This window comes from Amycolatopsis sp. NPDC059021, from assembly GCF_042739895.1.
In the GTDB taxonomy this organism is placed as follows: Bacteria; Actinomycetota; Actinomycetes; order Mycobacteriales; family Pseudonocardiaceae; genus Amycolatopsis.
The window spans coordinates 1-25,031 of the sequence record NZ_JBHYIQ010000088.1 but is presented as its reverse complement, the minus strand read 5'-3'; the positions used below and the strand labels follow the sequence as shown (position 1 = coordinate 25,031).

The following is a 25,031-nucleotide window of genomic DNA, read 5'->3' as shown; positions in this document are numbered from 1 at the left end:
GGGGGGGGGGGGCTGCGGCCGGCTGTTGCGGGGCGCACGCGGTGCCCCGTCTTGTCTGGTCCGGGCCATTACCCCCCCCCCCCCCCCCCACACCCCCCCCTTCAGCGCGTCTTACGAGAGGAACGTCCCCTTCAGCACTTCTCGTGGACCGGGTTGTCGTTCTGGGAGCCCTTGTCGACGCGGAGGCCGTTGCCCTCCCGGACCAGCGGCATCATGAGCCGCCAGCGGATGCACGGCTCCTTGAAGTCGGGCGGCGCTTCCGAGGAGGCCTGGGTACTGGTGAAACCGACGAGCACCCGCAGTGCCCCGGCGGTGCCCGGCTCGATCCGGTAGACCCGGATGCTGCCGTCCCTTGTGGACCGGAAGTCGGCCTGGAACCGCTGCGGTGGCTTACTGCTGTACAGCTCGCTGGTGACCGACGTCGTCCACTTCGCGTAGTTGCGCTCGTTGATCGCGCTGAAGTACGTCTGCAGCACCGAGCGGACGGCTTCCTGCTGCGGGTGCGCTGCCGCGTCCGGGCTGAGTTCGACGGTGTCCGGCCCCGGCTCCTGGTCCGGGCGCAGCGGCGTGGACGTCGCGGGGGTGACCGTGTGCCCGGCGGCGGTGCCCGCGGGAACGGCGTCCGGGCGGCTGTAGACCTCGCGGGCCAGCAGCCCGACACCGACGGTCAGGGACGCGACGACGACGAGAACAGGGACCAGCCAACGCTGACGGGTCGGGGTACCGGCACTCACCCCAAGAGGTTAGCGGCCGCCCACCCGGGCTACCCGACCTGGTGCAGCCAGGTGACGGGAGCGCCGTCGCCGGCGTGCCGGTAGGGCTCCAGCGCCTCGTCCCAGCTCGCGGCCAGCAGCTCGTCGAGCTGGTGGGCGAGCGCTTCGCCCGCCCTCGTCTTGGCCACCAGCGCGCGCAGCTGATCCTCGCCCACGACGATGTCGCCGTTGGCGCTCGTCCGCCCGTGCCACAGGCCGAGGCCCGGCGCGAAGCAGAACCGCTCACCGTCGACGCCCGCGCTGGGCTCCTCGGTGACCTCGAAGCGCAGCATCGGCCACGCCTTGAGGGCGGCGGCGAGTTTGCCGCCGGTGCCCGTAGGCGCGCGCCAGCCGCACTCGGCACGCAGCTGACCCGGACTGGCAGGCTGCGCCGTCCACTTCAGCTCGACTCGGGCACCCAGGGTGCCCGAAATAGCCCACTCGACGTGCGGACAAACCGCAGACGGCGACGAGTGGACGTACACCACGCCTCGGGTGTTGCCACGGGTGCTCACTGCTGACCTCCGCTTGCTCGACGAGGGACGTCTTCCCCTACGGCCTCTCCCGAGCGATGCAGGTCTGGGCTCTCGTGCCAGTTCCCGATACGTGTAGCACATTCTGCACCCCAACCGTGCTGTTTGGCCACACGAACACCACAAGTCCCACGGTTATGGGGGCGGGGGCCCGAAAACCGGCATGGTCAGCCCGCCGGGAGCCGACCGTATCGGGTTTCCGGGTCCCCCGCCAGGGTGATCAGGAACGAGCGCCGAGTGAGGTCGCCGCCGCGACCACGTCCACCAGGCCGGTTCCCTTGTCGAAACTGGAGGTGTACGGGCCGTTCACGACGTACGGCGCGCCGTTGACGTATTTGTACGCCGTCGTTTTGATCGCCCGCTCGATGTCGCCCGCGGAAGCCGAAGGCGCGGCCTGGAACAGCTGCGCGACGATCCCGGTGATCTGCGGTGCCGCCATCGACGTCCCGCTGATCACGTTGTAGGTGGCCAGATCCAGTGGTCCAGGCCCGTTTTTCGGCTGAAGTCCCTGCGTGCAGATCAGCAGCGTCACGCCGCAGGCGGAAAGGATGTTCTCGCCCGGCGCGGAGACGTCCGGCCAGCTCGCGGGGTCGGTCTTGAGGCCCCGTGAGGAAAACGTGGACACCGAGCCGTCGCGCGTGCCGGTGCCCTGGTCGTTGTAGGAGGCCACGGACAACACCCCGGGCGTCGGGTCCTGGCCGGGTGGATTGGACAGGTTCTTCGAGCCGTCACCGCCGTCGTTGCCGTTGGCCCACACCGTGACCACGCCCTCGGCGGCCAGCGCGCGCTGCAGTTTGACCGTCGCCGAGGCGGGGTCGAACGCGCCGCCGCCGCTCGGGCCGTAGGAGTTGTTGATCACCTTGATCGGCGGGCACACCGCGGGCGAAACCCCGGCGCCGCACGGCGCGGCGTGGTGTTCCAGCACCCAGTTCAGCGCCGCGTCGGTGCCCAGCACCAGCAGCGCCGCCCCGGTCGAGATCGCGGTGATCTTCGAGCCAGGCGCGGATCCGCCGACCCTCGTGCCGTCGGACAGCGTCAGGTCGTTGCCCGCCGCGATACCGGTGACGTGCGTCCCGTGCCCGCCGAGCGAGAGCGTGTCGGTGTCCACAGTGGTCGGTACGTCCACGATGCAGTTCGTCGCCGTGCCGTCGGCGCAAAGGCTCTTGAGGCTGCGCACCACCCTCGTCGAGCCGTCCGGCGCGCGGAACGCCGGATGGGTCGGGTTCACGCCGGTGTCGATGATCGCGACGCCGACACCGCGCCCGTCCAGCGGAGCGCCGTTCGCGTCCTTGAGCGTCGTCCTCGCCTGGAGGCTGCGCGTCGCGGTGGTGCCGGTGCTGCTCGCGGCCGTCCTCAGTGGATCGTTGCTCTCGACGTAGCTCACGCCGGGGAGACGCCGCACGGCACGCACCTGGTCGGCCGTCCCGCCGGCGGCGACGACGCCGATGCGGTCGAACGAGGTGACCGGTGTCAGCCCCGCCGAGCGCACCGCGTCCGTCGCGGTCGCGACGTCGGCGGCGTGCACGAGCGCCGTCACCCTCGTCCCGCCCGTTACGGTGTCGAGCAGCCGGGTGAGCCCCGAAGAGACGGGGGCGAGTGGATCGGCGGCCACCGGCGCGGCCACGAGGACGGGAAGCGCGAGCAGCGCGGCGAGCACCGCGGATCGCCTGCGCCAGGAACGGGGTACGGCCATCGGACCCTCCTGAAGTGGGGAGCGGGCACTACTTCCGCCCCCCAACGAGTGAACACCCGTCCGGGTGACGGTTGTCACGACGACGCGTATCCCCGCCGCACCCCTTTCGGAGGGTGAGACAAAAGAAGTCCCCGTGTCGCGTGGCTCCCGGGGCCCGGCGCGCTAGCGTGTGCGCGAACGAGACGGAAAAACACTGTCCGGGGAGGGTTCGTGCGACTCGTACGCCTCGCTCAACAGCCGTCCCGGGTCGCCGAAGACGTCCGGGCCGCACTTGCCTCGCTGGGCCGCGGCAGCACCGTGATCGGCGGTGTCGCGCTGATCGGTGCCGACCCGGTCGGCGAGGGCACGCCCGTGGAAGCGGTCGTCGTGCTGCCCAAGGGCGTCCTCATCGTCATCGGCGTCGACCTGCCGGACCCCGCGCTGCGGCTGGAGGCACCGCTGAGCGCGCAGTGGAAGGCGGACGGCTGGCCGCTGGTGCACGGCGACGACACGGTGAACCCGGCGACCGAGGCACTGGACGTCTCGCAGGCCTGCGAGCGCAGGATCGCCGAGATCGCCCCCGGCGCGGCGCCGATCGGCACGATCCTCGCGGTCGGCCCGTATGTCGAGACCGTCGAACAGCCACCGGCGGACCTCGCCGGCCCGGTCCGCGTGCTCTACCCGACCCCGACCTCGATGCTCGCCGCCACCGTCTCGCTGGCCACGGCCCGCCGCCCGCGCTCGATCGACCAGGCCCGCGCGCTCATCGAGGCGCTCGCGCCCGGCACGTCCGACCTGTCCGACGAGGTCCTGCTCGGCGAGGGCTTCAGCCAGTTCTCCGACAACGAGCAGACGGTCATCCGGGAAAATCCCCTGGTCGCGGCCGCGCCGACGAGACCGGTGCCGCCACCGGAACCGCCAGCGAAACCGGCCCCTGTCCCCGCCGCGGTGCCGAGCCCGCCGGTCGCGTCGGCCCCGGCGGCAGCGCCGGTCACGGCAGCCGCGTCGGCTGCGGCCCAGGCCGAGCCCGTGGCGCGGCAACCCGCGCAGGCTCCGGCCAAGCCCGCGCCACCCCGGCGCACACCCGCCCCGCCGGTGGCGCAGCGGCCGCCGACCCCACCGCCCGCGGTGTCCGATCCGGAACCCGCGCCCGCCGCTCCCCCCACGCCTCCGGCGCCTCCCGCAGCCGGCGCCACCGCAGCCACCGCGGCGGCCACAGGGGCCACGCCGCCGCGACAGCCCGAGCAGCCGCGTCCGGAGCCCGTTCAGCCGGAGAATCAGCCGGAGAAGAAGTCCCGCACCGTCCGCTGGCTGCCGCTGGGCGCGATCGGGCTGCTGGTCGTGCTGCTCGTCGCGGCGATCGTGGTGGCGGCGAACAGCTCCTCCGACACGCCCGCGCCCGTCGCGAACCCGAGCGCTCCCCCGGCGACGCCGCCGCCGACCCCGGTGTCCAGCACCCCGCCGAGTACCCCGGTGCAGAGCCTCGAATTCACCCGGCGAGCGAGCAGCGCGGACCAGCGCTGCGCGTCGCACGCGTTCGGCGACGTCCAGGTGAGCCTGCAACGCACGAGTTGCGCCGGGGTCCGCCGCGCGAGTTTCGCCGCGACGGTCGACGGGCGGCCCGCCGCGGTCACCGTCGGCATCGTGGACTTCACCAGCAGTGGGCAGGCCGCCGCGTTCAAGGCCATCGCCGACACCCCTGGCGGAGGCGGCATCCTCGACGTCGCCACCGAGACCGGCCAGTGGAACGGCGAAGTCCCGCGCTTCGAGAACGCCGCCTACCAGAGCAAGCTCGACGGCGCCTCGGTGCGGCTCGTGCAGGCCGTGTGGCTCACCGGACCGTCCACTTCGGACGACCCGGCCCTGACCCGCGCCGCGCAGGCCGCCCTGGACCAGCCGGTCTCGTAGGGCGAACTCGCGTACCTGGATGGCGAACACGCGTACCGGAACGGACAACACGACGTCGATTCTCCTTCGGTCGTGTCGTCCATCCAGGTACGCGAGTCGTCCGTCTGGGTACGCGAGTCGTCCGGAGCGGCGTGGGGCCTAGAGTCCGTAGGCTTCCAGGAGGCGCAGCCAGACCTCGCTGATCGTCGGGAACGCCGGGACGGCGTGCCACAGGCGCGAGAGCGGTACCTCGCCGACGATCGCGACGGTCGCGGCGTGCACGAGATCCGCGACGTCCTGGCCCGCGAAGGTCGCGCCGAGCAGCACCTCGCGTTCGGTGTCGACGACGATCCGCGCCTTGCCGGCGTACCCGTCGGCGTGCAGGGACGAACCGGCGACCGCGATGTCGATCTCGACGACCCGGTCGGCCGAGCCCTCGCGCGCGTCCGCGAGCCCGACCGCGGCGATCTCCGGGTCGGTGAACACCACCTGCGGGACGGCGTGGTGATCGGCGGTCGCGGTGAACGGGCTCCACGGGCCGGCGGCCACCTGCTCGCCCTTGGCCAGCGCCGCGACGGTGTCGCCCGCCGCCCGCGCGGCGTACTTGCCCTGGTGCGTCAGCGGCGCGCGGCCGGTGACGTCGCCCGCCGCGTAGAGCCAGCCACCGTCCACAGCGGACACCCGGCCGGTGTCGTCCACGTCGAGGGGCTTCCCCTCGGCCAGCCCCAGCCTGCCGAGGCCGAGTCCGGTGGTGGCCGGACGGCGCCCGGTGGCGACGAGCAGTTCGCCGACCACGATCCGCGAACCGTCCTTCAGTTCCAGCTCGGTGCCGCCGTCCACAGCGGACACCCGGTTCAGGCCGGAGTTAGCGTGGACGCGCACCCCGTCGGCACGCAGTCCGTCCAGGACGGCGTCCCCGGCGAACGCGGGCTGCCGGGGAAGCGGACGTTCCCCGGTGATGATCAGGTGGACCTCGGCGCCGAGCCGGGCCCACGCCTGCGCCATCTCGACACCGACGACCCCGCCGCCGAGCACGCCGAGCCGCGCGGGCACCGACGAAGCGGACGTGGCCTCGCGCGAGCCCCACGTCCGGATCGTCTCCAGCCCCGGGATCGGTGGTGTGCTCGGCACGCTGCCGGTGCACACGATCACCGCATGGCGTGCGGTGAGAACCCGGTCACCGTCCACGGTGACCTCCCGGTCACCGGTGATTTCGGCGTGCCCGCGCACCGGTTCGATCCCGGCGCCGCGCGCCCAATCGACCTGCCCGGTGTCGTCGCCCTTACCGGTGAACCAGTCCCGGCGCGCGAAAACCTTCTCCGGGTCGAGCCGGTCGCCGACCGGTACCCCGGGCATCCGCTTGGCCGCGGCCAGCAGATTTCCCGGGCGCAGCAACGCCTTGCTCGGGATACACGCCCAATAGGAGCATTCCCCGCCGAACCGCTCGTGCTCGACGAGGGCGACCTTCAATCCCCCTCGCGCCACTCGCTCGGCGGCGACCTCGCCCACTGGTCCCGCCCCGATCACAACGACATCGAAAGTCTGTGCCGACATGGGTTCAGCGCACACCACCACGCGAGTTCGCGCAAGCCAGCGGTTATCCTCATCAGCGAACTGCAAGGAATCGGCGGTATCGGGGGCCAGTATCGTCGCCGACCCGTTGCGCGCAGTACGACGATCGAGCACGGGAGGTTTTCGTGGCCAGGAACACGGCGGTGCACTTGCTGGACGATCTGACCGGGGATCCGGCGGCGGAAACGGTCGCCTTCTCGCTGGACGGAATCGACTACGACATCGACCTTTCCGACGACAACGCCGTGGCGCTCCGGTCGTTCCTCGACACCTACGTCCGGAACGGCAGGCGGATCGGCGGGCGCAAGCGCAGGCCCCGCATCGTCCCCGGTGCGAAGAAGAGGGCGCGCGCCACCAAGGCCGCCAAGCCGGTCGCGGGCCGCAAGGCCGCGAGCGCCCCGAAGGCCACCACGAAGACGGCCGCCGCGAAGACCACCGCCAAGAAGGCCCCGGCCAAGGCGGCTCCCGCGAAGAGCACGGCGAAAACCGCCGCCGCGGCCAAGACCGCGCCGAAGAAGAGCGCCGCGAAGCCGGCGGCCAAGAGCACCACCAAGGCCACCGCCACCAAGGCCACCACCGCCAAGCCCGCCGCCGCGAAGACGCGCGCGAAGGCACCGGCGAAGACCGCCACGGCGGCGAAGAAGGCCGAGCCTGCCACTCGCTCTCGCGCCAAGAAGGTCGCGGCGCCGAAGGCCGAAGCACCGAAGAGGGCAGCGCGGAAGGTCCCGACGGTGACCTTCTCCGCCGCCGAACAAGGCTGAATCCACCGGACGAGAACCGACCGAGGGGGATTTTCCTTCCCGTTGCCGGGAGGAGAATCCCCCTCGCTTCGTCGGGTCTTCAAGTCCGTGAAGGCCTCCTTACCGGCGCTGAGCGCTGGTAAGGAGGCCTTCACGGACCAACACTCAAAAGGGGCCTGTGCGCGGCGGTGAGCGGCTCAGCCGAGCAGCGCGTCGGTGCGCTGCGCGCCCTCGGAATGCCAGCCGGGGTACCGGTACCGCGTGTGCAGCAGCTCCCGCTGTTTGTCCACTTCGGACTGTGCCGGTGGCCGGGGCACCAGCGGGCCCAGCACCGCCGAGGCCGCGTCGCGGACGGCGGCCTCGACCGTGGCGAGACCGGGCCGCAACCCGTGCTCGGCCAGTGACGCCACCGGGCTGCGATGGGAATCCAGCGGGCGAGGGTCCGGCGGCGGTCCGGTGAGGTAGGCGCCGACCCGGTCCGCGGCCGTGTCGACGAGCAGCGTGGAATGCGCGAGCAACCCCGTCTTCGTACGGAATACGGCGAAACCGCAGAGCTTCGCCTCACCGACGAACAACCCGCGCTCCCCGATCTTCGCGGGCAGCCCGAGGCTCTCGACGGCGGCGTGCATCACCGCGCCGATCGCCTCGAGCGGCCGCTGTGCCGGATCAGGGTGCACGAGCGTCACGTTGAGGTTGCCCGGGTCGTGGAACACCGTCCCGCCACCGCTGGCGCGGCGCAGCACCGGGATCCCGTCCCGCGCACAGGCCTCGAGCCGGACCTCGCGGGCGATCTTCTGCCCGCGTCCGACCACGACACACGCCGGATTGCGCCAGAGCCACAGCACCGGCGCCTCCTGCGCGACCCGCAGCAGGGCCTCGTCGAAAGCCAGATTCTCGGCCGGATCCGCGAACTCTGCCCGCACATCCGACCCGGGATTCAAAGTGCTTTCAGCTCCTCGACGATCTCGCCCACCGACGACTTCGCGTCGCCGAAGAGCATGCTGGTCTTGGGATCGTAGAACAGGTCGTTGTCGATCCCGGCGAAGCCCGAGCTCATGCCACGCTTGAGCACGATGATCGAACGGCTGTCGCTGACCTTGAGGATCGGCATGCCGTAGATCGGCGAACCGGGGTCGGTCTCCGCGGCCGGGTTGGTCACGTCGTTGGCGCCGATCACCAGCGCGACGTCGGTCTGCGCGAACTCGGAGTTGATCTCGTCCATCTCGCGCAGCTGCTCGTAGGGCACGTCGGCCTCGGCGAGCAGGACGTTCATGTGCCCCGGCATCCGGCCCGCCACCGGATGGATGGCGTAGGCGACGGTGATTCCCTTGGCCTCCAGCAGTTTCGCCATCTCCCGCACCGCGTGCTGGGCCTGCGCGACGGCCATGCCGTAGCCCGGCACGACGACCACCTTGTTCGCGTACGCCATCTGGATCGCGGTGTCGGCGGCGCTGGTGCTGCGCACCGGACGCTGTTCGCCGGACCCGCCACCGGAGGCGACCGCGGTGCCGCCGCCGAAGCCGCCCGCGACGATCGCCGGGATGGACCGGTTCATCGCCTTGGCCATCAGGTTGGTCAGGATCGAACCGGACGCGCCGACGATCATGCCCGCCACGATGAGCGCGGTGTTGGACAGCGCGAGCCCCATCGCCGCGGCCGAAAGCCCGGTGAACGCGTTGAGCAGCGAGATGACCACCGGCATGTCGGCACCGCCGATCGGCAGCACCACGGTGAGGCCGAGCACGGCCGCGGCCAGCAGCAGCCCGATCATCAGGATCTCGGCGTCCCCGCCGGAGGCGATCCACACCGCGCAGCCGACCGCGACGATCAGCAGGAGCAGGTTGACCGGCTGCTGTGCCTTGCCCATGGTGACCGGCTTGCCGGAGATCAGCTCCTGCAGCTTGCCGAACGCGATGAGCGAGCCCCAGAAGGAGATCGAGCCGATCAGCGCGGCGAACAACGAGGCGATCGCGACGTACGCCGGTTCGTGCGCGTAGCCGTCGGTGGTGCGGAACTCGACCCAGGCGATGAGCGCGACCGCGCCACCGCCGACGCCGTTGAACAACGCCACCATCTGCGGCATCGCGGTCATCTTGACCTGACGCGCGGACGGGATCCCGACCAGCACGCCGATGCCGACGCCGAGGACGATCAGCAGCCAGTTGCCCATGCCGGGGGTGAGCAGGGTCGCGATCACCGCGATGCCCATGCCCGCGGCGGCGATCCAGTTGCCGCGCACCGCGGTCCGGGGCCCGGTGAGCCCCATCAGGCCGTAGATGAACAGCGCGAAGGCGATGATGTAGAGGACGGCGATGAGCTCGGTCACTGGTCGCCCTCCTTCTTCTCCGTCTCGGGCTTCTTCCCCTTGAACATCGCCAGCATCCGGTCGGTGACCAGGAACCCGCCGACGACGTTGATCGTGCCGAAGGCGATCGCGATGACGAGCAGGATCCTGTTGAGCACACCGTCACTGGTGTCGAGGCCGAGCACGAGCAGCCCGCCCAGCAGGACGATCCCGTGGATGGCGTTGGTCCCGGACATCAGCGGCGTGTGCAGGGTGTTGGGCACCTTGGAGATCACCGCGAAGCCCACGAATCCGGCGAGCACCAGCACCGCGAGGTTTTCCACCAGTGTCGTCACCGGTCACTCCCTTCCCCGCGCCCGGCCACGCAGGCCCCGGCGACGATCTCGTCGGAGAAGTCGAGCGTGAGCCTTCCTTCGCCGTCCACCAGCAGTTCGAGCAGTTCGGTCACGTTGCGGGCGTAGAGCTCGCTGGCGTGCGCGGGCATTTCGGCGGGCAGGTTGAGCGGCCCGGCGATCGTGACGCCGTGCTCGACGACCGTCTCGCCGGGTTTCGTCAGCACGCAGTTGCCGCCGGTCTCCGCGGCGAGGTCCACCACGACACCGCCGTCGGGCATGCCCTTGACGGCGTCCTCGGTCACCAGCGTCGGCGCCTTGCGGCCCGGTACGAGCGCGGTGGTGATCACGACGTCGAACTTCGTGATCGCCTCGGTGAGCCTGCGTTGCTGTTCGGCTCGTTCCTCCTCGGTCAGCTCGCGGGCGTACCCGCCCTCGCCGACCGCCTCGATGCCGAGGTCGAGGAACTGCGCGCCCAGCGAGCGCACCTGCTCGCCGACCTCGGGCCGGACGTCGTAGCCGGTGGTCTGCGCGCCGAGCCGCTTCGCCGTGGCGAGCGCCTGCAAACCGGCGACGCCGGCACCGAGCACGAGCACCTTCGCCGGGGGCACGGTGCCCGCGGCGGTGGTGAGCATCGGGAAGAACCGGGGCAGGTTCTCCGCCGCGAGCAGGACCGCGCGATAGCCCGCGACACCGCTCTGCGAGGACAGCGCGTCCATCGCCTGCGCGCGGGAAATGCGCGGGATGGCCTCGACGGCGAACGCGCGTACACCGGCTTTCTCCAGTGCCGCCACGCCGTCCGGGTCACCGCGGGGATTGAGGAATCCAATGAGGACGGTCCCGGCCTTGAGCCGGGCGAGTTCCTCCGCCGTGGGTGCCGCCACCTTGACCACGATGTCGGCGTCCCACGCGTTCCCGAGTTCGGCGCCCGCCTGCTCGAACGCGTCGTCGGGCACGTACGCGCCCGCCCCGGCACCCGATTGGACCACTACTCGCAGTCCGCGGTTGGCCAGTCTGCCCACCAGCTTGGGCACGAGCGCCACCCGGCGCTCGCCCGGCCTGGATTCAGCGACGACGCCTACTGTGAGCCGCTTTTCGTTTTCCGCCACGCGAGGTCCTCTCGTGCGAGATCCCGATCACGCCTGCGAGGTTCTTACCACGTCTGGCGGTCCGGGGACATGCCCGGAAGTCAGCGGCTGACCCAGTGCGGCACTCCGGCGAGGAGGAACCGGAGCCGCTTTTCGGCCACTCCGATGAGGCGTTCGTCGGTTTCTTTGTCACGCGGCTGCGTCTCGAGCAGCTCCAGGACTGTGGCCAACATCGCTGTGACGATGAGCTCGGCGAGCATGTGCAGATCCTCGGTGGTCCAGGTGCGCAGCTGATCGAACCGGGCGAGGTCGATCGCGAGATCGCTGGAGAACAACCGCAGCTCCACGCCGATCGCGCGGGCCACCGGGCCGCTGCCGCCGTACCGTTCCCTGGTCAGGAACCGGAAATGGTCCTCGTGTGCGCGTACGTGCTCGTAAAGCGTGCGCACCGAGGCCTCGATCAGCTGCTCGTAGTCACCCGGACGGCGGCGCGCGGCGCGGATCATCCCGCGCAGCGTGCGCATGGACTCCTCCACCAGCGCGACGCCGAGTTCCTCCATCGAGGCGAAATGCCGGTAGAACGCCGTCGGCACGATTCCCGCGCGCTTGGCGACCTCGCGCAGCGAAAGGCTCGCGAACCCGCGGTCGGCCAGCAGATCCAGCGCGGCGGCGAGCAGGGCCTGCCGCGTGCGCTGCTTGCGCTCCTGCCTGCTCACCGGCTCCACCGCTTCCGACACGACCGACAGCGTACGGGCGTTCGCGGTATTGCTCACGTCACATCTGCCTTCTTCCGCTCCGACATTGACAACGCACCCGGTCATGCACTCCACTATTCAGTGTACAGCCGTTCACTCAATTCGGGAGATGTGATGACGGCACTGCTGCCACGAACCGGCCGCGTCCGCGCGCTGGCGTCGCTGGCCGAGGCCCTGCTGACGCCGCACGGCATGGACCGCTACCTCGAGCTGATCGACCCGATGCTGGTGCGCCGCGAGATCCGCGGCCTCGTGACGGACGTACGGCACCAGACGCCGGACACGGTCACCCTCACCGTCCGGCCGTCGAGGGCGTGGCGGGGGTTCACCGCGGGCCAGTACGTCCGGGTCACGCTCGACATCGACGGGGTCCGGCGCACCCGCTGCTATTCGCCGTCGTGCTCGCAGCACCGGGCGGACGGCCTGCTCGAGTTCACGATCAAGGCCGACCCGCAGGGCCTGGTTTCCCGGCACCTCAAGGCCAACGCCGGGGTCGGCACGGTACTCGGACTGTCCACTGCGGACGGTGCGTTCACCCTGCCGGAGGCGCGGCCGGACCGCGTCGTGCTGATCAGCGGCGGCAGCGGGATCACGCCGGTGCTTTCGATGCTGCGCACGCTCGTCGACGAGGGACATCCCGGCGAAATCGTTTTCCTGCACTACGCGAACACCGCGGCCGACGTGCTCTACCGCGACGAGCTCGCGTCGCTGGCCGCACGGCATCCCGCGCTGCGTGTCGTCCACGCCTACACCCACGCCAAGCGCGGCGCGACCCTGCACGGGTTCTTCTCCGCGCGTCATCTGGCGAAGGCCGCGCCGTGGTACCGGGACGCCGAAACCTACCTGTGCGGGCCGAAACCGCTGATGGACTCGGTCCGCGACGTGTACGCCGAGGCCGGGCTGAGTGAACGCCTGCACACCGAGGAGTTCACTCCCCCGGCGTTGACCTTCGACACGGACAGCGCCGAGGGCCGCGTGCGGTTCGCCCGCAGCGGCCGGGAATGCGAGAACTCCGGCGTCCCGCTGCTGGAGCAGGCCGAGGCCGCCGGGCTGCGCCCGGAGCACGGCTGCCGGATGGGCATCTGCTTCTCGTGCACGCGGGTCAAGACCGCGGGCCAGGTACGCAACGCCAGGACCGGCGAGGTCTCCGGCGAAGAGAACGAGGAAATCCAGCTCTGCATCTCCGTCCCGGTCGGGGACGTCGAGATCGATTTGTAAGCCGTAAGGAGCGTTTGTCATGACCGGTCTGCAGGACCGCCTCACCCCGCAACAGGTCGAGGACTTCGGCCGCGAACTCGACGAGCTGCGCCAGCGGATCGTCGACGACCTCGGCCAGGCCGACGTCGACTACATCCACAACATCATCAAGACACAGCGCGGCCTCGAAGTCGCCGGGCGCGCGCTGCTGTTCGCCGGGTTCTTCCCGCCAGCGTGGCTCGCCGGGGTCACCGCGCTCTCGGTCGCGAAGATCCTGGACAACATGGAGATCGGGCACAACGTCATGCACGGCCAGTACGACTGGACCCGTGACCCGGCGCTGAGCTCGCAGCAGTTCGAATGGGACACCGTCGCGCCCGCGGAGAACTGGCGGCATTCGCACAATTACATCCACCACACGTACACGAACATCGTCGACAAGGACCGCGACGTCGGCTACGGCATCCTGCGCATGGACCCGGCGCAGAAATGGCATCCGTACTACCTGGGCAACCCGGTGTACGCGACGCTGCTGGCGATCTTCTTCCAGTGGGGCGTGATGATGCACGACCTCGAGGTCGAGAAGGTCGTGAAGGGCGAGCGGACGTTCGAGGAGAACCGGCCGATCCTGAAGAAGATCGTGCGCAAGGCGGCCCGGCAGATCGGCAAGGACTACGTGCTCTTCCCACTGCTGACCGGCCCGCTCGCACCGCTGACGTTCCTGGGCAACGCGACCGCGAACCTGACCCGCAACCTGTGGGCGTTCGCGATCATCTTCTGCGGTCACTTCCCCGCCGACGTCGAGAGCTTCACCGAGGAGGAGACCGCCGAAGAGACGCGGGGCCAGTGGTATCTGCGGCAGATCCTCGGCTCGGCGAACATCAGCGGCAGCCCGCTGTTCCACATCATGAGCGGGAACCTCTCGCACCAGATCGAGCACCACCTGTTCCCGGACATCCCGGCGCGGCGCTACCCGGAGATCGCCGGCGAGGTGCGGGCGATCTGCGAGAAGTACGGCCTGCCGTACCACACGGGTCCGCTGCACCGGCAGCTCTGGTCGGTGGCGAAGAAGATCGTGAAGCTGGCGCTGCCGTGGACCGGCGAGCGGTCCGCACCCGCTACCGTGGAACGCGACCGTGCACTCCGAGCAGCGTAGGGAACCTCTCATGGTGGGTCAGTTCGAGAGCGGCAAGGACACAGTTCAGGTGATCACCGAATCGGCGGCGACCCACATCGGGAACATCGCCACCATCATCACCGGTGCGATACGCGGCATCGCGCGCGAAACCGGCGAGTTGCTGACCGACGTCATCGAGATGCGGGAGGCCTCGGCACGCGCCCGCGCCGACCACGAGGCCCGGCTGCCCGACGACTCCACGGGCTCCACGGCCTCCACGCGCGAGGACTGAGCGGGGCCCACGTGGGTTGAAGGGGACTTTCGTCTCATCACATGCGAGGAAAGTCCCCTTCAGCTCACCGCACGCGAGGAAGGTCCCCTTCAGCCCAGGTCGGGACCTGCGGTTTCCCGCAGCCGGGAGTAGGGATAACCGGGTGGGCGCGGCCGGGGTGGCGACGGCAGACTTGAGGCCGTGACCAGCTCGTACGCGCCCTCGACCGCCCGCCAGGGCATCCCGCGGCGGCTCTTCGGCCGCTGGCTGAGCCGGGATTTCTACGCCGAGTACGCCTGGGTCTTCGTCTCCGCGGTGCTGTCGGTCGTGTCGCTGGTGAGTTTGCTCGTCGGGTTCGTGCTCGGCGTCGCGCTGTCGCCACTGCTGGTCGGGCTGCTCGTGATCAGCGGCGCGGTGCAGTACGCCCGGCTTCTCGGCAGTGGGCACCGGCGGCTGGCCGGGCGCATGCTGGGCGTGCGGGCTCAGGCACCGCGCCCCGCGGAGCTGAAGCCCGGACTGTGGAACTGGCTCAAGGCCCGTGCCGGTGACCCGGCCGGCTGGCGGTCGATCGGCTATTTCGTGCTGCGGCTGCCGCTCTCGGTGATCGGCCCGTTCCTGCTCGTCCCCACGACGCTGTTCGGGTTCGCCGCCGTGACCTATCCGGTGCTGTGGACCCTGTTCGGCGGGTTCGGGCTGCCGGTGTTCGACATCCACAGCAAAACCTGGCCCGGCACCCTGCTGTGGGGCGCGGGTGGCCTGCTCGTGCTGGCCGCGCTGCCGTGGCTGGTGCACGGGCTCGTCGCGCTCGACCGGCTGCTCGTGGTCGCGCTGCTCGGCCAGCGCGCGCTGTCCGAACGGGTGCGTGACCTGGAGGAGAGCCGGGCCACCGCGGTCGAGGACGCCGCGCTGCGGCTGCGCCGGATCGAACGGGACCTGCACGACGGCGCGCAGGCACAGCTCGTCGCGCTGGCCATGCGGCTCGGCCTGGCCAAGGACGAGCTGACCGGCGAGGGCGTCGACGTCGGGCAGGTCCGGGCCCTGGTCACCGCGGCCCACGCCAACGCGAAGCAGGCGCTGACCGAACTCCGCGACCTCGCTCGCGGCATTCACCCTGCCGCGCTCGACGCCGGGCTCGACGTCGCGCTGTCCACGCTGGTGGCCAGCTCCGGGATCGACGCGCGGGTCGAGGTCGACCTGCCGCGCCGCCCGCCGCCGTCGATCGAGACGATCGTCTACTTCAGCGCCGCCGAACTGCTCACCAACGCGGCGAAACACGCGGGCACCCCGGTGCTGGCGACCATCACCGAGCACGGCGACGTCCTGCGGCTCGCGGTGTCCGACGGCGGCCCCGGCGGCGCGCGGGTCGTCCCCGGCGGCGGGCTGGCCGGTCTCGCGGACCGGCTGCGCACGGTCGACGGCGAGCTGACCGTCGGCAGCCCGGCCGGCGGGCCGACCACCGTCACCGCGGAGATCCCGCTGCCCGGCTGAGCGGTGCCCCGCTAGGGTCGAGGTCGTCGCGACCGGACCATTCACCATCGGGGGCATGACGTGCTGCGGATCGTCATCGCGGAGGATTCGACCATCCTCCGCCAGGGGCTCGTGGAGCTGCTCACGTTCCGCGGTCACGACGTCGTCGCGGCGGTGAAGGACGCCGACGCGCTGCGCGCCGCCGTGACCGAGCACCGGCCCGACGTGTCCATTGTGGATATCCGGATGCCGCCGACGCACACCGACGAGGGCCTGCGCGCGGCGATCTCCCTGCGTTCCGAGCAGCCGGGGTGCGCGATCCTGCTGTTCTCCCAGTACGTCGAGACGAAGTACGCCGCGCAGTTGCTCGCCGATCGGGCGGGCGGGGTCGGCTACCTGCTCAAGGACCGTGTCGCGGAGGTGTCGGACTTCCTCGACGCGCTGCGCCGGGTGTCCGAGGGCGAAACGGTGCTGGACCCGGAAGTGGTGAGCCAGCTGTTCGCCGCGACGCGCAAGACCGACGTGCTGGCCGGCCTCACCCCGCGCGAACGCGAGGTGCTGGGCCTGATGGCCGAGGGCCGTTCGAACGGCGCGATCGCTTCGGCGTTGTTCCTTTCGGCCGGTTCGGTGGAGAAGTACGTGACGAGCATCTTCGGCAAGCTCGGGCTGCCGCAGTCCGAAGAGGACAATCGCAGGGTGCTCGCCGTGTTGCGCTATCTGGACTCCTAGACCTGTTTCCCGCGCCCGGCCCAGTACGGCGTGCGGAGCGCGCGCTTGAGGATCTTGCCGCTGGGGTTGCGGGGCAGCGCGGCCACGAAATCGATGGTGCGCGGGCATTTGTAGGCGGCGAGGCGTTCACGGGTGAACGCGATGATCTCCTCCTCGGTCGCCGTCGTGCCCTCCTCGCGCACGATCACCGCCTTGACCGACTCGCCCCAGTGCTCGTCCGGGACGCCGATCACCGCGACCTCCGCGACGGCGGGATGCTCGACGACCACGCGTTCGACCTCGGGCGAGTAGACGTTCTCGCCACCGGTGATGATCATGTCCTTGACGCGGTCGGAGACGTAGAGGAACCCGCCGTCGTCGACGTGCCCGATGTCGCCGGTGCGCAGCCAGCCGTCCGCCACGATCGCCTGCGCCGTGTCGTCCGGTTTGCCGAGATAGCCGAGCATCCGCTGCGGCGAGCGGAACCAGAACTCCCCCGCCCGCCCGGTTTCGACGTCCTCGCCGGTGGCCGGGTCGACGGCCCGCATTTCGGCGCCCGGCACCAGCGTGCCTGCCGAGCCCAGCCGTTCCGGGTGGGCGGCGTCGCGATGAGCCTCCGGGGTGAGGGTGCTGATCACCCCCGCCAGCTCGGTCTGGCCGTAGACCTGCACGAAGCTCGTCGCCGGCCAGGCGGCCAATGCCTTGCGCAGCAAGGGAAGCGGCATCGGAGCCGCACCGTAGACGAGGTACTTCAGCCCGGCGAGCGCCTGGATCGCCTCGTCCCCGGCGGCGAACACGCCGGCGATGACGGCGGGCACCAGGAACGCGTGCGTCGCCCCGGCGGCGAACGCGGCGAACAACGAGGCCGGGTCCGGCTCGCGGGTCATCGTGCTCGGCACCCCGGCGTGGATGCCGAACAACGCGTAGCAGGTGCCGCCGACGTGGAACAGCGGCATCGCCACGAGGTTGCGGTCGCCTTCGGCGAAGGGCAGCACGGGACCGACGTTGACCGTGTGGGCGACGATGTTGCGGTGGGACAGCATCACGCCCTTGGGCCGTCCGGTGGTGCCCGAGCTGTACATCACCAGCCACAGGTCGTCCGGGCGGACGTCCGGGCTTTTGCCGGCGGGTTCGGCGGCCGCGAGGAACGCCTCGTACGCGTCGTTCTCGCCACCGACCACGATCACCTTCGTGACGCCGGTGAGTTCGCCGCGGATCCGCTCGATCGCGGGCAGCAGCTCCGCGCCGGCGAACAGCACGGTGGCCCCGGAATCGTTGATCACGTAGTCCAGCTCGTCCCCCGCGAGCCGCCAGTTGACCACGGCGTTGACCGCGCCGAGCAGCCCGGCGCCCAGTGACACCTCCAGGCAGGCGGGATTGTTCTTGTCCAGGAAGGCGACCCGGTCGCCGTGGCCGATTCCCTCGCGCCGCAGCGCCCCGGCGAGCCGCCGGACGCGGTCGTACCACTGCGCCCAGCTCCACCGGTTCCCGCCGTAGGCCAGCGCCTCGGCGCCGGGCTTGACCTCGGCCCAGTGCGCGAGCGCGTCGGTGATGAACTCAGCTTCCGGCGGCGCCGTTGCCGTCATGACGGCCCCTTCCTTCCCGGTCCCCCTCTTCAGAATCACACTGACCGCGCGTACGGTCAATGGTGTCGTGCCGGTCGGTGGCGGAGGTGGCGGAGTTGCGGGGTCCTGGCAGGTCGGACGAGATCCTCGCGGTGTTCACGCGCAACGTGGCCCGCTACGGCTACGACGGCACGAACTTCAGCGAGATCGCCGCGGAACTGGGCATCTCGAAGGGCACGATCGTGCACCACTACGGCACCAAGGATCGCCTGCTCGCCGCGCTGCACGAGTCCTACATGCGGCGGCGCCTCGCCGAGGCCGAGCTCGTCGTGGCGCGGCTCGGCTCCCCCGCCGAACGGCTCGCCGGGCTGCTGTACGCGTTCATGCTCTACCAGGTCCACGACCGGGACGCGACCGTCGCCTTCCAGCGCGAGATCGTGCGCTTCGCCGACCAGCCGGCACTCGCCGGGGGCGTACGACTGCGCGCCACATACCTCGACCTCGTGCGCGGCGTCATCGAGTCCGGTGTGGACAGTGGGAAGTTCCGCCGCACCGACCTGAACGTGCAGAGCCTGCTGGTCTTCGGCTCGGCGCAATGGGCCTGGACCTGGTTCGATCCGGACGGCCCGCAGTCGGCCGAAGAGGCCGGCGCCGCACTCGTGGATCTCGTGCTCGGCAGCCTCCTGGTCCGCCGCACCGGCCTGGCTTCCCTCGCCGATCCGGCGGGAGACGTCGTCGAGGTCGTCCGGAAGTGCCTGCTCGCCGCGGCCGGTTAGCCGCCGCGCTCCTCCGCCCCGACGAACGTGAACATGCGCACGCCTTCCCGCAGCGGCCGCGGTTCGCCGCGGAAACGGTGCACCCCGACGCCGAACCCCCTGTCCGGCGCGGAAAGCCACTGCCGGTCGAAGGCACGTTCCTCGAACCAGGCGCAGATCGCAGGCACCCGGTCGGGAGCACCGCGGTGGCGGGTCCACACCACGGCCCCGCCCGTCCCGCACAGCTGCGCGCAGACGCCGACGGTCCGCTCGATGTCCTCGTCGGTGATGTTGCCGAACACGCCGCAAAGCAGCACGAGGTCCGCCGGGACCATGTCCCGGTAGTGATCGGTGAGCGCCGCGTCGGCCGTCACCACCTCGACGCCCGTCAGCCCGGCCGCACGAGCGGCGTCCCCGGCGATCGCCGCGTTCCGGGGATCGCGTTCCACCAGGCGCGCCCGGACGTCCTTCCGGCGTGGATGACCGGGCAGCACTCCCAGCAGGTCGCGTCCCTGCCCCGCGCACAGGCCGACCACCCGCAGCGGCCCTGGCGGGCTGCCGTCCAGCACCGTGCGGATCTGCTGCTGGACGACCCGCAACCGCTGCGCCAGATGCGAGCCCGGAACGTCGTATTCGTCGTGCCAGCTCTGCCAGTCCACGCACGAACCCTAGGACGGCCTCCCCGGCAGGCGAGCGGATATGCCTCTCCGGCGGACACCGTGGCCGCTTCCCAGCGACCGATGTGTACGATACGGTATCGTACACATCGTTGAGGAGGGGCCATGGTTCGCGGAGTCGAACGCGAGCAGGCGATCCTGGCCGCCACGCTCGCCCTGCTCGGCGAGGTCGGCTACGCGGCGATGACCATCGACGCGGTGGCCGCGCGGGCGCACGCCAGCAAGACCACGATCTACCGTCGCTGGAGCGGCAAGCCCGAACTGGTCAAGGCGGCTCTGGACAACCTCGACGCCGAGGTCGCCGACCCACCCGACACCGGCACCCTGCGCGGCGACCTCCTCGCCGCGCTGCACGCGTCCTGCGCCCGGATCGACGAGCAGTACGCGGTCCTGATGACCGGTCTGCTCCACGCGATGCGGCTGGAACCCGGCCTCGCCGAAGCCCTGCGCTCCCATGTGGACAACGAGGAGACGTCCCCGTTCCGGCTGATCGTGGCCAGGGCCGCCGACCGCGGCGAAGTACCCGCCGGCACCGATGCACGGCAGGCCCACCACGTGGCCGAAGGGCAGATCCTGCGGCACCTGCTGCTCGGCCGCCCGCTCGACGGGGACTTCCTGACCGCCTTGGTCGACGAACTCCTCCTCCCGCTGCTCACCCGCCATTTCCCCACCGATCCCGGGAGCCGATCCGATGCCCAGCATCCGAGCACGCCTGCTGGCCGCCGCGGTCGCGGCGCTGCGCGTGCAAGCCATGTTCGACGGTCCTGAACGGACCCGCCGCTCCATCGCCGGTGATCGCCGCAAAGGCCCCGCGGCACCCTCGGCGAAGATCCGGGCCCGCTTTTCCGTGCGCGAGGAGGAGTTCTCCGGACATCACGGCTACGTCGTGGCCCCGCGAGAGGGCGGGTCCCCCGCACGGCGAGTGCTCTACCTGCACGGCGGCGGCTGGACCCTGTCGATCACCGACCCCCACTGGGGCCTGATCGCGAACCTGGCGCGGCGGCTGGACTGCGCGGTCACCGTGCCGCTGTTCCCGCTGGCGCCCGAGCACACCGCCCGCGACACCTTCGCCATGCTCCTGCCGTTCTACGCCGCCCTGGCCGCCCGCACCGGCGAAGGCGAGTTGACGGTGATGGGCGACTCCTCCGGCGGCAACCTGGCGCTGTCGCTCGCCATGCAGGCGCGGACGGCCGGACTGCCCCAGCCGGCGCGGCTCGTGTTGCTGTCCCCGTGCGTGGACGCCACCTTCAGCGATCCCGGGATCGCTGAACTCGATCGCCGGGATCCCATCCTGCCCGCCCACGGCCTGCCGGGGCTGGGACGCGCGTACGCCGGCGAACTCGGCGTGCGCGACCCGGTGGTCAGCCCGCTCTTCGGGACGCTGGACGGGCTCGCGCCGATCGCGATCTTCACCGGCACCCGGGACGTCCTCAACGCCGACGCCCACCGGCTGCGCGAGAAGGCCGTACGCGAAGGATTTCCCTTGGCCTGGCACGAATATCCCGGCATGCTGCACGTCTGGCCCCTGTTCCCGATCCCGGAGGCCAGGCACGCCATCGAGCGCATCGCGGCGTTCGTCACGGCGAGTCCTTCTCCGGAGATCCGCGCCTGAGGAACGGCGGCTCGCCGCCACACTGCCGAGCGCCGGACGGCCAGCTACCGTGGGGTGGATGAACAGACTTCCCGTGCGCAATGCGGGCGACAGGGCACTCTGCCTGTTCCTGGAGCCCTACGGCGAGGATTACTGGATAGCGCCGGGAAAAGCCCTGCTCGTCCTGACGACGGCCGAGGACGTCGACGCGCAGTTCGACGTCACGGTCGGGCCCGATCTCGTGAGTGTCTGGATCCACGAAAGCGACGACTGCGGCAAGGTCGTCCTCGACTACCGGGTCACCGACGAGCACGGCGTCACGGTGGAATGCGGCCACGAGCGGCCGAGTGAGCACCCCCGGCCGCCGGAGCCCGTGAGCGGCTAGGCCGCGCGGCGGCCCTGTCATCTGGACCCGGCGGCGCTGGAATCGCTCACCGGCTGGATCGACGGCTACCGGCTGGACGGCGCGATGGTCTGCGGCAGAAGGATTTTCGACCACACCCAGCAGTGCCTGAACGCGAACCTGCTCGACGACGTGCGGATCGATCGTTACCGCGTGCGCTGTCGCTGAGCGCGCCTACGCTGGCGGACATGTACTCCACCGAGATCGAGGTGCGCACCGGCGGCACCGCCGTGGTGCACGACCTGACCAGGGACGCCGAAACCTTCCTGCGCGACGCCGACGCCGAGGACGGCCTCCTGCACGTGTGGGTCCCCCACGCGACGGCGGGCCTCGCCGTGCTGGAGACCGGGGCGGGCAGCGACGACGACCTGCTCACCGCGCTCGACGAGCTCCTCCCCCGCGACAGCCGGTGGCGGCATCAGCACGGCACGCACGGCCACGGCCGTGATCACGTACTGCCCGCGCTGGTGCCGCCGTACGCGACGATCCCGGTGCTCGGCGGTGTCCTCGCGCTGGGCACCTGGCAGTCGGTCTGCCTGGTGGACACCAACGTGGACAATCCCGTGCGGCGCGTCCGGTTCAGTTTCCTGGCCGGCTGAAGCGGGTAACGTCGGCGCCGTGACAAGCACGCGTCCGCACCGGCTGGTGCTCTGGGACATCGACCACACGCTGGTGGACTACACCGGCGTCGGAACCGCCTGGTACGCCGCCGCGCTGAGCGCGACGACCGGCACCGAGCTGCGGGTCCGTCCCGATTTCGGCGGCCGGACCGAACGCGCGATCTCGGCCGACATCCTCGCCTCGCACGGCATCGAGCCGACCGAGGAGATGATCCAGCGGCTGTGGGCCGAGCTGATCGCGGTCTCCGGACGTGCCGCGGGCACCCTGCACACGGACGGCAGGGCGCTGCCGGGTGCCGCCGAGGCCTTGACCGCGCTGGCCGGGCACGACGGCGTCGTCCAGTCGCTGGTGACCGGCAACCTGCCGGAGATCTCGCGGCTCAAGCTCACCACGTTCGGCCTGCACGAGCACCTCGACCTGGACATCGGCGGCTACGGCTCGCTCTCGGCACACCGGCCGGACCTCGTCCCGCACGCCGTCGCCCGCGCGGCGGCCAAGCACGGCACCGACTTCGCCGCGGACGCCGTCGTCGTCATCGGGGACACCCCGGCCGACGTCGACGCGGCCCTGCACAACGGCGCCGTCGCCGTCGCGGTCGCCACCGGGACCTACGGCGCGGACGAACTGCGGGCCGCGGGCGCGCACACGGTGCTGACGGACCTCACCGACGCGGCCGCGGTCCGGGCGGCCGTGCTGGGCCCATAGTCCTTTCGGCCAGCCCCCGTCCACCGGTGGTAGCACTCCCCTAGGGGAAATCTAGCCCCGGCGATGGATGCCCTTCCGGTGCAGCGCACGGAAGACTTTCGGGCATGACAGAAGCAGCGCCGGCGGTGCGGACCGCCGACGGTGTCCGGACCGGGGGAAGTGACGCGGGCCGGACCGCCCGCGTCACCGCGAAGCTCGCCGTACTGTGGCACCGACTACCGTTCACCACCACCGTCGTCATGGCGATGCTGATGCTGAGCGTCGCCACCGGCACGCTCTGGCGCGCTGCCGAGGACCACACGGCGTATCCGCTCGTCGCGTACGGCCTGCCGTCGCTGGAGGCCGGGCACTGGTGGACGCTGGTGACCGGGCCGTTCTTCGCGGTCGTCCCGTTGTTCTACCTGCCGATGGTGGGCAGCTTCGCGCTCTTCGCCGGGATCGCCGAATGGCGGCTCGGCACGCGGCGGGCCATGGTCGTCACGATCGGCGGCCAGCTCGTGAGCGTGCTGGTGGCGCTGCAGTTCCTCGCGCTGTACCGCGGCTCCGGCTGGGTGTGGGCGGACAGGCTGGCCACCACCATGGACGTCGGGTTCTCCGGTGGCGCGCTGTTCGCGATGGCCGTCGCCAGTGCCAGCCTGCGCGCGCCGTGGCGGCTGCGGGTGCGAGCCGGACTGTGCGTGTACGCCGGTGTCGCGATCATCTACGTCGGCACGCTCGCGGATCTGGTGCACTTCTTCGCGCTGGTGCTCGGCCTGCCGCTCGGCCGCCTGCTGGTCGGCCCGCACCGGGTCAAGGAACCCGGCCGCCCGACCCTGCGGGAACGCCGGCTGCTCGCCGTCTCCGGGCTGCTCCTGGTCACCGTCGCCGAAGTCGTCATGTACTTCGTACCCGGTGACGGCCCCTTCGGTTCTTCGGCCGACATGTCGCCGTCGGGCATCGAACTCGCCGTGCTGTGCGTCGTGGTGCTCCCGGTCCTCAACGGGCTTCGCAAGGGCAGCCAGTTCGCCTGGCGCTGGGCGATCGGGCTCACCCTTTTCGCGATGGCCCAGGTGCTCCTGATCGGCGGGCTGATCGCGGTCGCGCACTACCTCGGCGGCGACTTCGACACCGAGACGCCGTCACTGTCCTTGGTGGACAATCTCTTGTGGACGGTCGAGTTCGTGCTGCTGATCGGCGCGCGTGACGCGTTCCGGGCGCCGTCCCGGCGGCGGCGCAAGCGCCTCACCCGGGTCGGCCCCGGCCCGGCGATCGCGCGGGCCCTGCTCGGGCACAACGGCGGCAGCACGTTGTCGTGGATGACGACCTGGCCGCAGAACTCGTACTTCGTGACCGCCGACGGCCGCTCCTACCTCGCCTACCAGCAGCACGCCGGTGCCGCGATCGCGCTCGGCGACCCGGTCGCCCCGGACGGCAAGGGCGCCCGCGCGATCACCGAGTTCGCCGCGATGTGCGAGGACTCCGGGCTCGTCCCGTGCGTGTTCTCGGCGACGGCCACCACGATCGAGGTCACCAGGGAACTCGGCTGGAAGCACGTCCAGGTCGCCGAGGACACCCTCATCGACCTCGAATGCCTCGAGTTCCGCGGCAAGGCGTGGCAGGACGTCCGCACCGCGCTGAACCGGGCGAAGAAGGACGGCATCGAGTTCCGGCTCGTGCGGCTGGCCGAGCAGCCGGAGGCGATCGTCGAGCAGGTGCGCTCGGTGTCCGAGGAATGGGTCAGCGAAAAGGGCATGCCTGAGATGGGCTTCACGCTCGGCGGTGTCGACGAGGCGATGGACCCGGCGACCAGGGTCGGCATCGCGGTCGACGCGGACGGCGTCGTGCACGGGGTGACTTCGTGGCTGCCGGTGCACATCGGCGGCGGCCAGGTCGGCGGCTGGACGCTGGACGTGATGCGCCGCCGCGCGGACGGGTTCCGGCCCGTGATGGAGTTCCTGATCGCCTCGGCCTGCCTCGCCTTCCGCGAGGAGGGCGCCCGGTTCGTGTCGCTTTCCGGCGCTCCGCTGGCGCACAGCCCGCGCAGCGGCCCCGCGCACGCGGTGGAACGCGCGCTCGAAACGCTCGGCGCGCTGATGGAGCCGTACTACGGCTTCCGCTCGCTGCACGCGTTCAAGGCGAAGTTCCAGCCGCGGCACGAACCGCTGTACCTGACCTTCCGCGACGAGGCGGACCTGCCACGGATCGGGCTCGCGCTGCAGCGCGCGTACCTGCCGAAGACGGGCCTGCTGGAACTGGCGAAAATGGCCCGCAAACGCTGAATCTGCTCGGGTGCTGCCGTCAAGGCCACCTTACGGGCGTCGGACGCCCGTAAGGTGGCC

The 25,031-nt window shown here is 70.9% G+C and carries 25 protein-coding genes; 14 read left to right on the top strand and 11 right to left on the bottom strand.

The annotated features are described in order from the left end of the window. Nucleotides 1-131: 131 nt before the first annotated feature. The 3 genes from ACFWX1_RS36610 to ACFWX1_RS36600 form a co-directional block, all read right to left on the bottom strand. Nucleotides 132-734 carry a hypothetical protein gene (locus ACFWX1_RS36610; protein WP_378394391.1) on the bottom strand — a complete coding sequence of 201 codons (603 nt, stop codon included), beginning with the start codon at nt 732-734 and terminating at the stop codon, nt 132-134. A 29-nt stretch (nt 735-763) separates the two neighbouring features. After that, nucleotides 764-1,267, bottom strand: a complete 504-nt coding sequence (locus tag ACFWX1_RS36605; RefSeq protein WP_378394389.1) for a DUF3145 domain-containing protein — start codon at nt 1,265-1,267, stop codon at nt 764-766. 238 nt (nt 1,268-1,505) lie between these two features. After that, nucleotides 1,506-2,978 carry a S8 family peptidase gene (locus ACFWX1_RS36600; RefSeq protein WP_378394388.1) on the bottom strand — a complete coding sequence of 491 codons (1,473 nt, stop codon included), beginning with the start codon at nt 2,976-2,978 and terminating at the stop codon, nt 1,506-1,508. 210 nt (nt 2,979-3,188) lie between these two features. Between ACFWX1_RS36600 and ACFWX1_RS36595 the strand changes: the two genes are divergently transcribed. After that, a complete protein-coding gene (locus ACFWX1_RS36595) occupies nt 3,189-4,865 on the top strand; it encodes a hypothetical protein (RefSeq protein WP_378394387.1) in 1,677 nt (558 codons plus the stop codon). 138 nt (nt 4,866-5,003) lie between these two features. Here the strand turns inward: ACFWX1_RS36595 and ACFWX1_RS36590 are convergent, their stop codons facing one another. Continuing rightward, nucleotides 5,004-6,398, bottom strand: coding sequence for a dihydrolipoyl dehydrogenase family protein (locus ACFWX1_RS36590; protein ID WP_378394386.1), 1,395 nt, complete (start codon nt 6,396-6,398; stop codon nt 5,004-5,006). A gap of 143 nt (nt 6,399-6,541) precedes the next feature. Between ACFWX1_RS36590 and ACFWX1_RS36585 the strand changes: the two genes are divergently transcribed. Then, nucleotides 6,542-7,177, top strand: coding sequence for a histone-like nucleoid-structuring protein Lsr2 (locus tag ACFWX1_RS36585; RefSeq protein ID WP_378394385.1), 636 nt, complete (start codon nt 6,542-6,544; stop codon nt 7,175-7,177). Between the two features lie 176 nt (nt 7,178-7,353). Here ACFWX1_RS36585 and ACFWX1_RS36580 read toward each other — a convergent pair whose 3' ends face one another. The 5 genes from ACFWX1_RS36580 to ACFWX1_RS36560 form a co-directional block, all read right to left on the bottom strand. Beyond that, nucleotides 7,354-8,097 carry a biotin/lipoate A/B protein ligase family protein gene (locus tag ACFWX1_RS36580; protein WP_378394384.1) on the bottom strand — a complete coding sequence of 248 codons (744 nt, stop codon included), beginning with the start codon at nt 8,095-8,097 and terminating at the stop codon, nt 7,354-7,356. Continuing rightward, the gene (locus tag ACFWX1_RS36575; protein WP_378394383.1) at nt 8,094-9,482 is read right to left on the bottom strand and encodes an NAD(P)(+) transhydrogenase (Re/Si-specific) subunit beta; all 1,389 of its coding nucleotides are present in this window, start codon (nt 9,480-9,482) and stop codon (nt 8,094-8,096) included. The genes ACFWX1_RS36580 and ACFWX1_RS36575 overlap by 4 nt, the downstream gene beginning before the upstream one ends. Continuing rightward, nucleotides 9,479-9,787 (bottom strand): NAD(P) transhydrogenase subunit alpha, encoded by a 309-nt coding sequence (locus ACFWX1_RS36570; protein WP_378394407.1) that lies wholly within the window; start codon nt 9,785-9,787, stop codon nt 9,479-9,481. Before ACFWX1_RS36570 ends, ACFWX1_RS36575 begins: the two co-directional genes overlap by 4 nt. Before the next feature lie 5 nt (nt 9,788-9,792). Then, nucleotides 9,793-10,902 (bottom strand): Re/Si-specific NAD(P)(+) transhydrogenase subunit alpha, encoded by a 1,110-nt coding sequence (locus ACFWX1_RS36565; RefSeq protein ID WP_378394382.1) that lies wholly within the window; start codon nt 10,900-10,902, stop codon nt 9,793-9,795. Nucleotides 10,903-10,982: 80 nt separating this feature from the next. Then, nucleotides 10,983-11,702, bottom strand: coding sequence for a TetR family transcriptional regulator (locus ACFWX1_RS36560; RefSeq protein WP_378394381.1), 720 nt, complete (start codon nt 11,700-11,702; stop codon nt 10,983-10,985). 48 nt (nt 11,703-11,750) lie between these two features. On the opposite strand from ACFWX1_RS36560, the gene ACFWX1_RS36555 reads away from it, so the two are divergent. The 5 genes from ACFWX1_RS36555 to ACFWX1_RS36535 all read left to right on the top strand — a co-directional run bounded on the left by ACFWX1_RS36555 (nt 11,751) and on the right by ACFWX1_RS36535 (nt 16,417). After that, on the top strand, nt 11,751-12,854 hold the full coding sequence (locus ACFWX1_RS36555) for a ferredoxin reductase (RefSeq protein ID WP_378394380.1): 1,104 nt from the start codon (nt 11,751-11,753) through the stop codon (nt 12,852-12,854). A gap of 19 nt (nt 12,855-12,873) precedes the next feature. Next, nucleotides 12,874-13,989 (top strand): fatty acid desaturase family protein, encoded by a 1,116-nt coding sequence (locus ACFWX1_RS36550; protein ID WP_378394379.1) that lies wholly within the window; start codon nt 12,874-12,876, stop codon nt 13,987-13,989. 10 nt (nt 13,990-13,999) lie between these two features. Then, on the top strand, nt 14,000-14,242 hold the full coding sequence (locus tag ACFWX1_RS36545) for a hypothetical protein (RefSeq protein WP_378394378.1): 243 nt from the start codon (nt 14,000-14,002) through the stop codon (nt 14,240-14,242). A gap of 180 nt (nt 14,243-14,422) precedes the next feature. After that, the gene (locus ACFWX1_RS36540; protein WP_378394377.1) at nt 14,423-15,709 is read left to right on the top strand and encodes a sensor histidine kinase; all 1,287 of its coding nucleotides are present in this window, start codon (nt 14,423-14,425) and stop codon (nt 15,707-15,709) included. Nucleotides 15,710-15,772: 63 nt separating this feature from the next. Beyond that, nucleotides 15,773-16,417 carry a response regulator transcription factor gene (locus ACFWX1_RS36535; protein WP_378394405.1) on the top strand — a complete coding sequence of 215 codons (645 nt, stop codon included), beginning with the start codon at nt 15,773-15,775 and terminating at the stop codon, nt 16,415-16,417. Here ACFWX1_RS36535 and ACFWX1_RS36530 read toward each other — a convergent pair. Then, nucleotides 16,414-17,982, bottom strand: coding sequence for a long-chain-fatty-acid--CoA ligase (locus ACFWX1_RS36530; protein WP_378394376.1), 1,569 nt, complete (start codon nt 17,980-17,982; stop codon nt 16,414-16,416). The two genes, ACFWX1_RS36535 and ACFWX1_RS36530, sit on opposite strands and share 4 nt — an antisense overlap. Nucleotides 17,983-18,068: 86 nt before the next feature. On the opposite strand from ACFWX1_RS36530, the gene ACFWX1_RS36525 reads away from it, so the two are divergent. Further along, entirely contained in the window at nt 18,069-18,737 is a 669-nt protein-coding gene (locus ACFWX1_RS36525; protein WP_378394375.1) for a TetR family transcriptional regulator, read from the top strand. Here ACFWX1_RS36525 and ACFWX1_RS36520 read toward each other — a convergent pair. Further along, nucleotides 18,734-19,375 (bottom strand): hypothetical protein, encoded by a 642-nt coding sequence (locus tag ACFWX1_RS36520; RefSeq protein WP_378394374.1) that lies wholly within the window; start codon nt 19,373-19,375, stop codon nt 18,734-18,736. The genes ACFWX1_RS36525 and ACFWX1_RS36520 overlap by 4 nt on opposite strands. A gap of 123 nt (nt 19,376-19,498) precedes the next feature. Here ACFWX1_RS36520 and ACFWX1_RS36515 point away from each other — a divergent pair, with 123 nt between their 5' ends. The 6 genes from ACFWX1_RS36515 to ACFWX1_RS36490 all read left to right on the top strand — a co-directional run bounded on the left by ACFWX1_RS36515 (nt 19,499) and on the right by ACFWX1_RS36490 (nt 24,971). Next, nucleotides 19,499-20,161 (top strand): TetR/AcrR family transcriptional regulator, encoded by a 663-nt coding sequence (locus ACFWX1_RS36515; RefSeq protein ID WP_378394373.1) that lies wholly within the window; start codon nt 19,499-19,501, stop codon nt 20,159-20,161. After that, entirely contained in the window at nt 20,085-21,005 is a 921-nt protein-coding gene (locus tag ACFWX1_RS36510) for an alpha/beta hydrolase fold domain-containing protein (RefSeq protein ID WP_378394372.1), read from the top strand. Before ACFWX1_RS36515 ends, ACFWX1_RS36510 begins: the two co-directional genes overlap by 77 nt. Nucleotides 21,006-21,063: 58 nt before the next feature. Further along, nucleotides 21,064-21,369, top strand: a complete 306-nt coding sequence (locus tag ACFWX1_RS36505) for a hypothetical protein (RefSeq protein WP_378394371.1) — start codon at nt 21,064-21,066, stop codon at nt 21,367-21,369. A gap of 206 nt (nt 21,370-21,575) precedes the next feature. After that, nucleotides 21,576-21,986 carry a secondary thiamine-phosphate synthase enzyme YjbQ gene (locus tag ACFWX1_RS36500; protein ID WP_378394370.1) on the top strand — a complete coding sequence of 137 codons (411 nt, stop codon included), beginning with the start codon at nt 21,576-21,578 and terminating at the stop codon, nt 21,984-21,986. Between the two features lie 19 nt (nt 21,987-22,005). Further along, a complete protein-coding gene (locus ACFWX1_RS36495) occupies nt 22,006-22,713 on the top strand; it encodes a haloacid dehalogenase-like hydrolase (RefSeq protein WP_378394369.1) in 708 nt (235 codons plus the stop codon). Between the two features lie 104 nt (nt 22,714-22,817). After that, nucleotides 22,818-24,971, top strand: a complete 2,154-nt coding sequence (locus tag ACFWX1_RS36490; protein WP_378394368.1) for a bifunctional lysylphosphatidylglycerol flippase/synthetase MprF — start codon at nt 22,818-22,820, stop codon at nt 24,969-24,971. Nucleotides 24,972-25,031 lie beyond the last annotated feature (60 nt).

Bases quoted from the DNA above. Each gene is read 5' to 3' on its own strand.
- ACFWX1_RS36550 (WP_378394379.1), top strand. From the start codon at position 12,874: ATGACCGGTCTGCAGGACCGCCTCACCCCGCAACAGGTCGAGGACTTC.
- ACFWX1_RS36560 (WP_378394381.1), bottom strand. From the start codon at position 11,702: ATGACCGGGTGCGTTGTCAATGTCGGAGCGGAAGAAGGCAGATGTGAC.
- ACFWX1_RS36555 (WP_378394380.1), top strand. From the start codon at position 11,751: ATGACGGCACTGCTGCCACGAACCGGCCGCGTCCGCGCGCTGGCGTCG.
- ACFWX1_RS36590 (WP_378394386.1), bottom strand. From the start codon at position 6,398: ATGTCGGCACAGACTTTCGATGTCGTTGTGATCGGGGCGGGACCAGTG.
- ACFWX1_RS36505 (WP_378394371.1), top strand. From the start codon at position 21,064: ATGAACAGACTTCCCGTGCGCAATGCGGGCGACAGGGCACTCTGCCTG.
- ACFWX1_RS36600 (WP_378394388.1), bottom strand. From the start codon at position 2,978: ATGGCCGTACCCCGTTCCTGGCGCAGGCGATCCGCGGTGCTCGCCGCG.
- ACFWX1_RS36500 (WP_378394370.1), top strand. From the start codon at position 21,576: ATGTACTCCACCGAGATCGAGGTGCGCACCGGCGGCACCGCCGTGGTG.
- ACFWX1_RS36510 (WP_378394372.1), top strand. From the start codon at position 20,085: ATGCCCAGCATCCGAGCACGCCTGCTGGCCGCCGCGGTCGCGGCGCTG.
- ACFWX1_RS36515 (WP_378394373.1), top strand. From the start codon at position 19,499: ATGGTTCGCGGAGTCGAACGCGAGCAGGCGATCCTGGCCGCCACGCTC.
- ACFWX1_RS36545 (WP_378394378.1), top strand. From the start codon at position 14,000: ATGGTGGGTCAGTTCGAGAGCGGCAAGGACACAGTTCAGGTGATCACC.
- ACFWX1_RS36530 (WP_378394376.1), bottom strand. From the start codon at position 17,982: ATGACGGCAACGGCGCCGCCGGAAGCTGAGTTCATCACCGACGCGCTC.
- ACFWX1_RS36490 (WP_378394368.1), top strand. From the start codon at position 22,818: ATGACAGAAGCAGCGCCGGCGGTGCGGACCGCCGACGGTGTCCGGACC.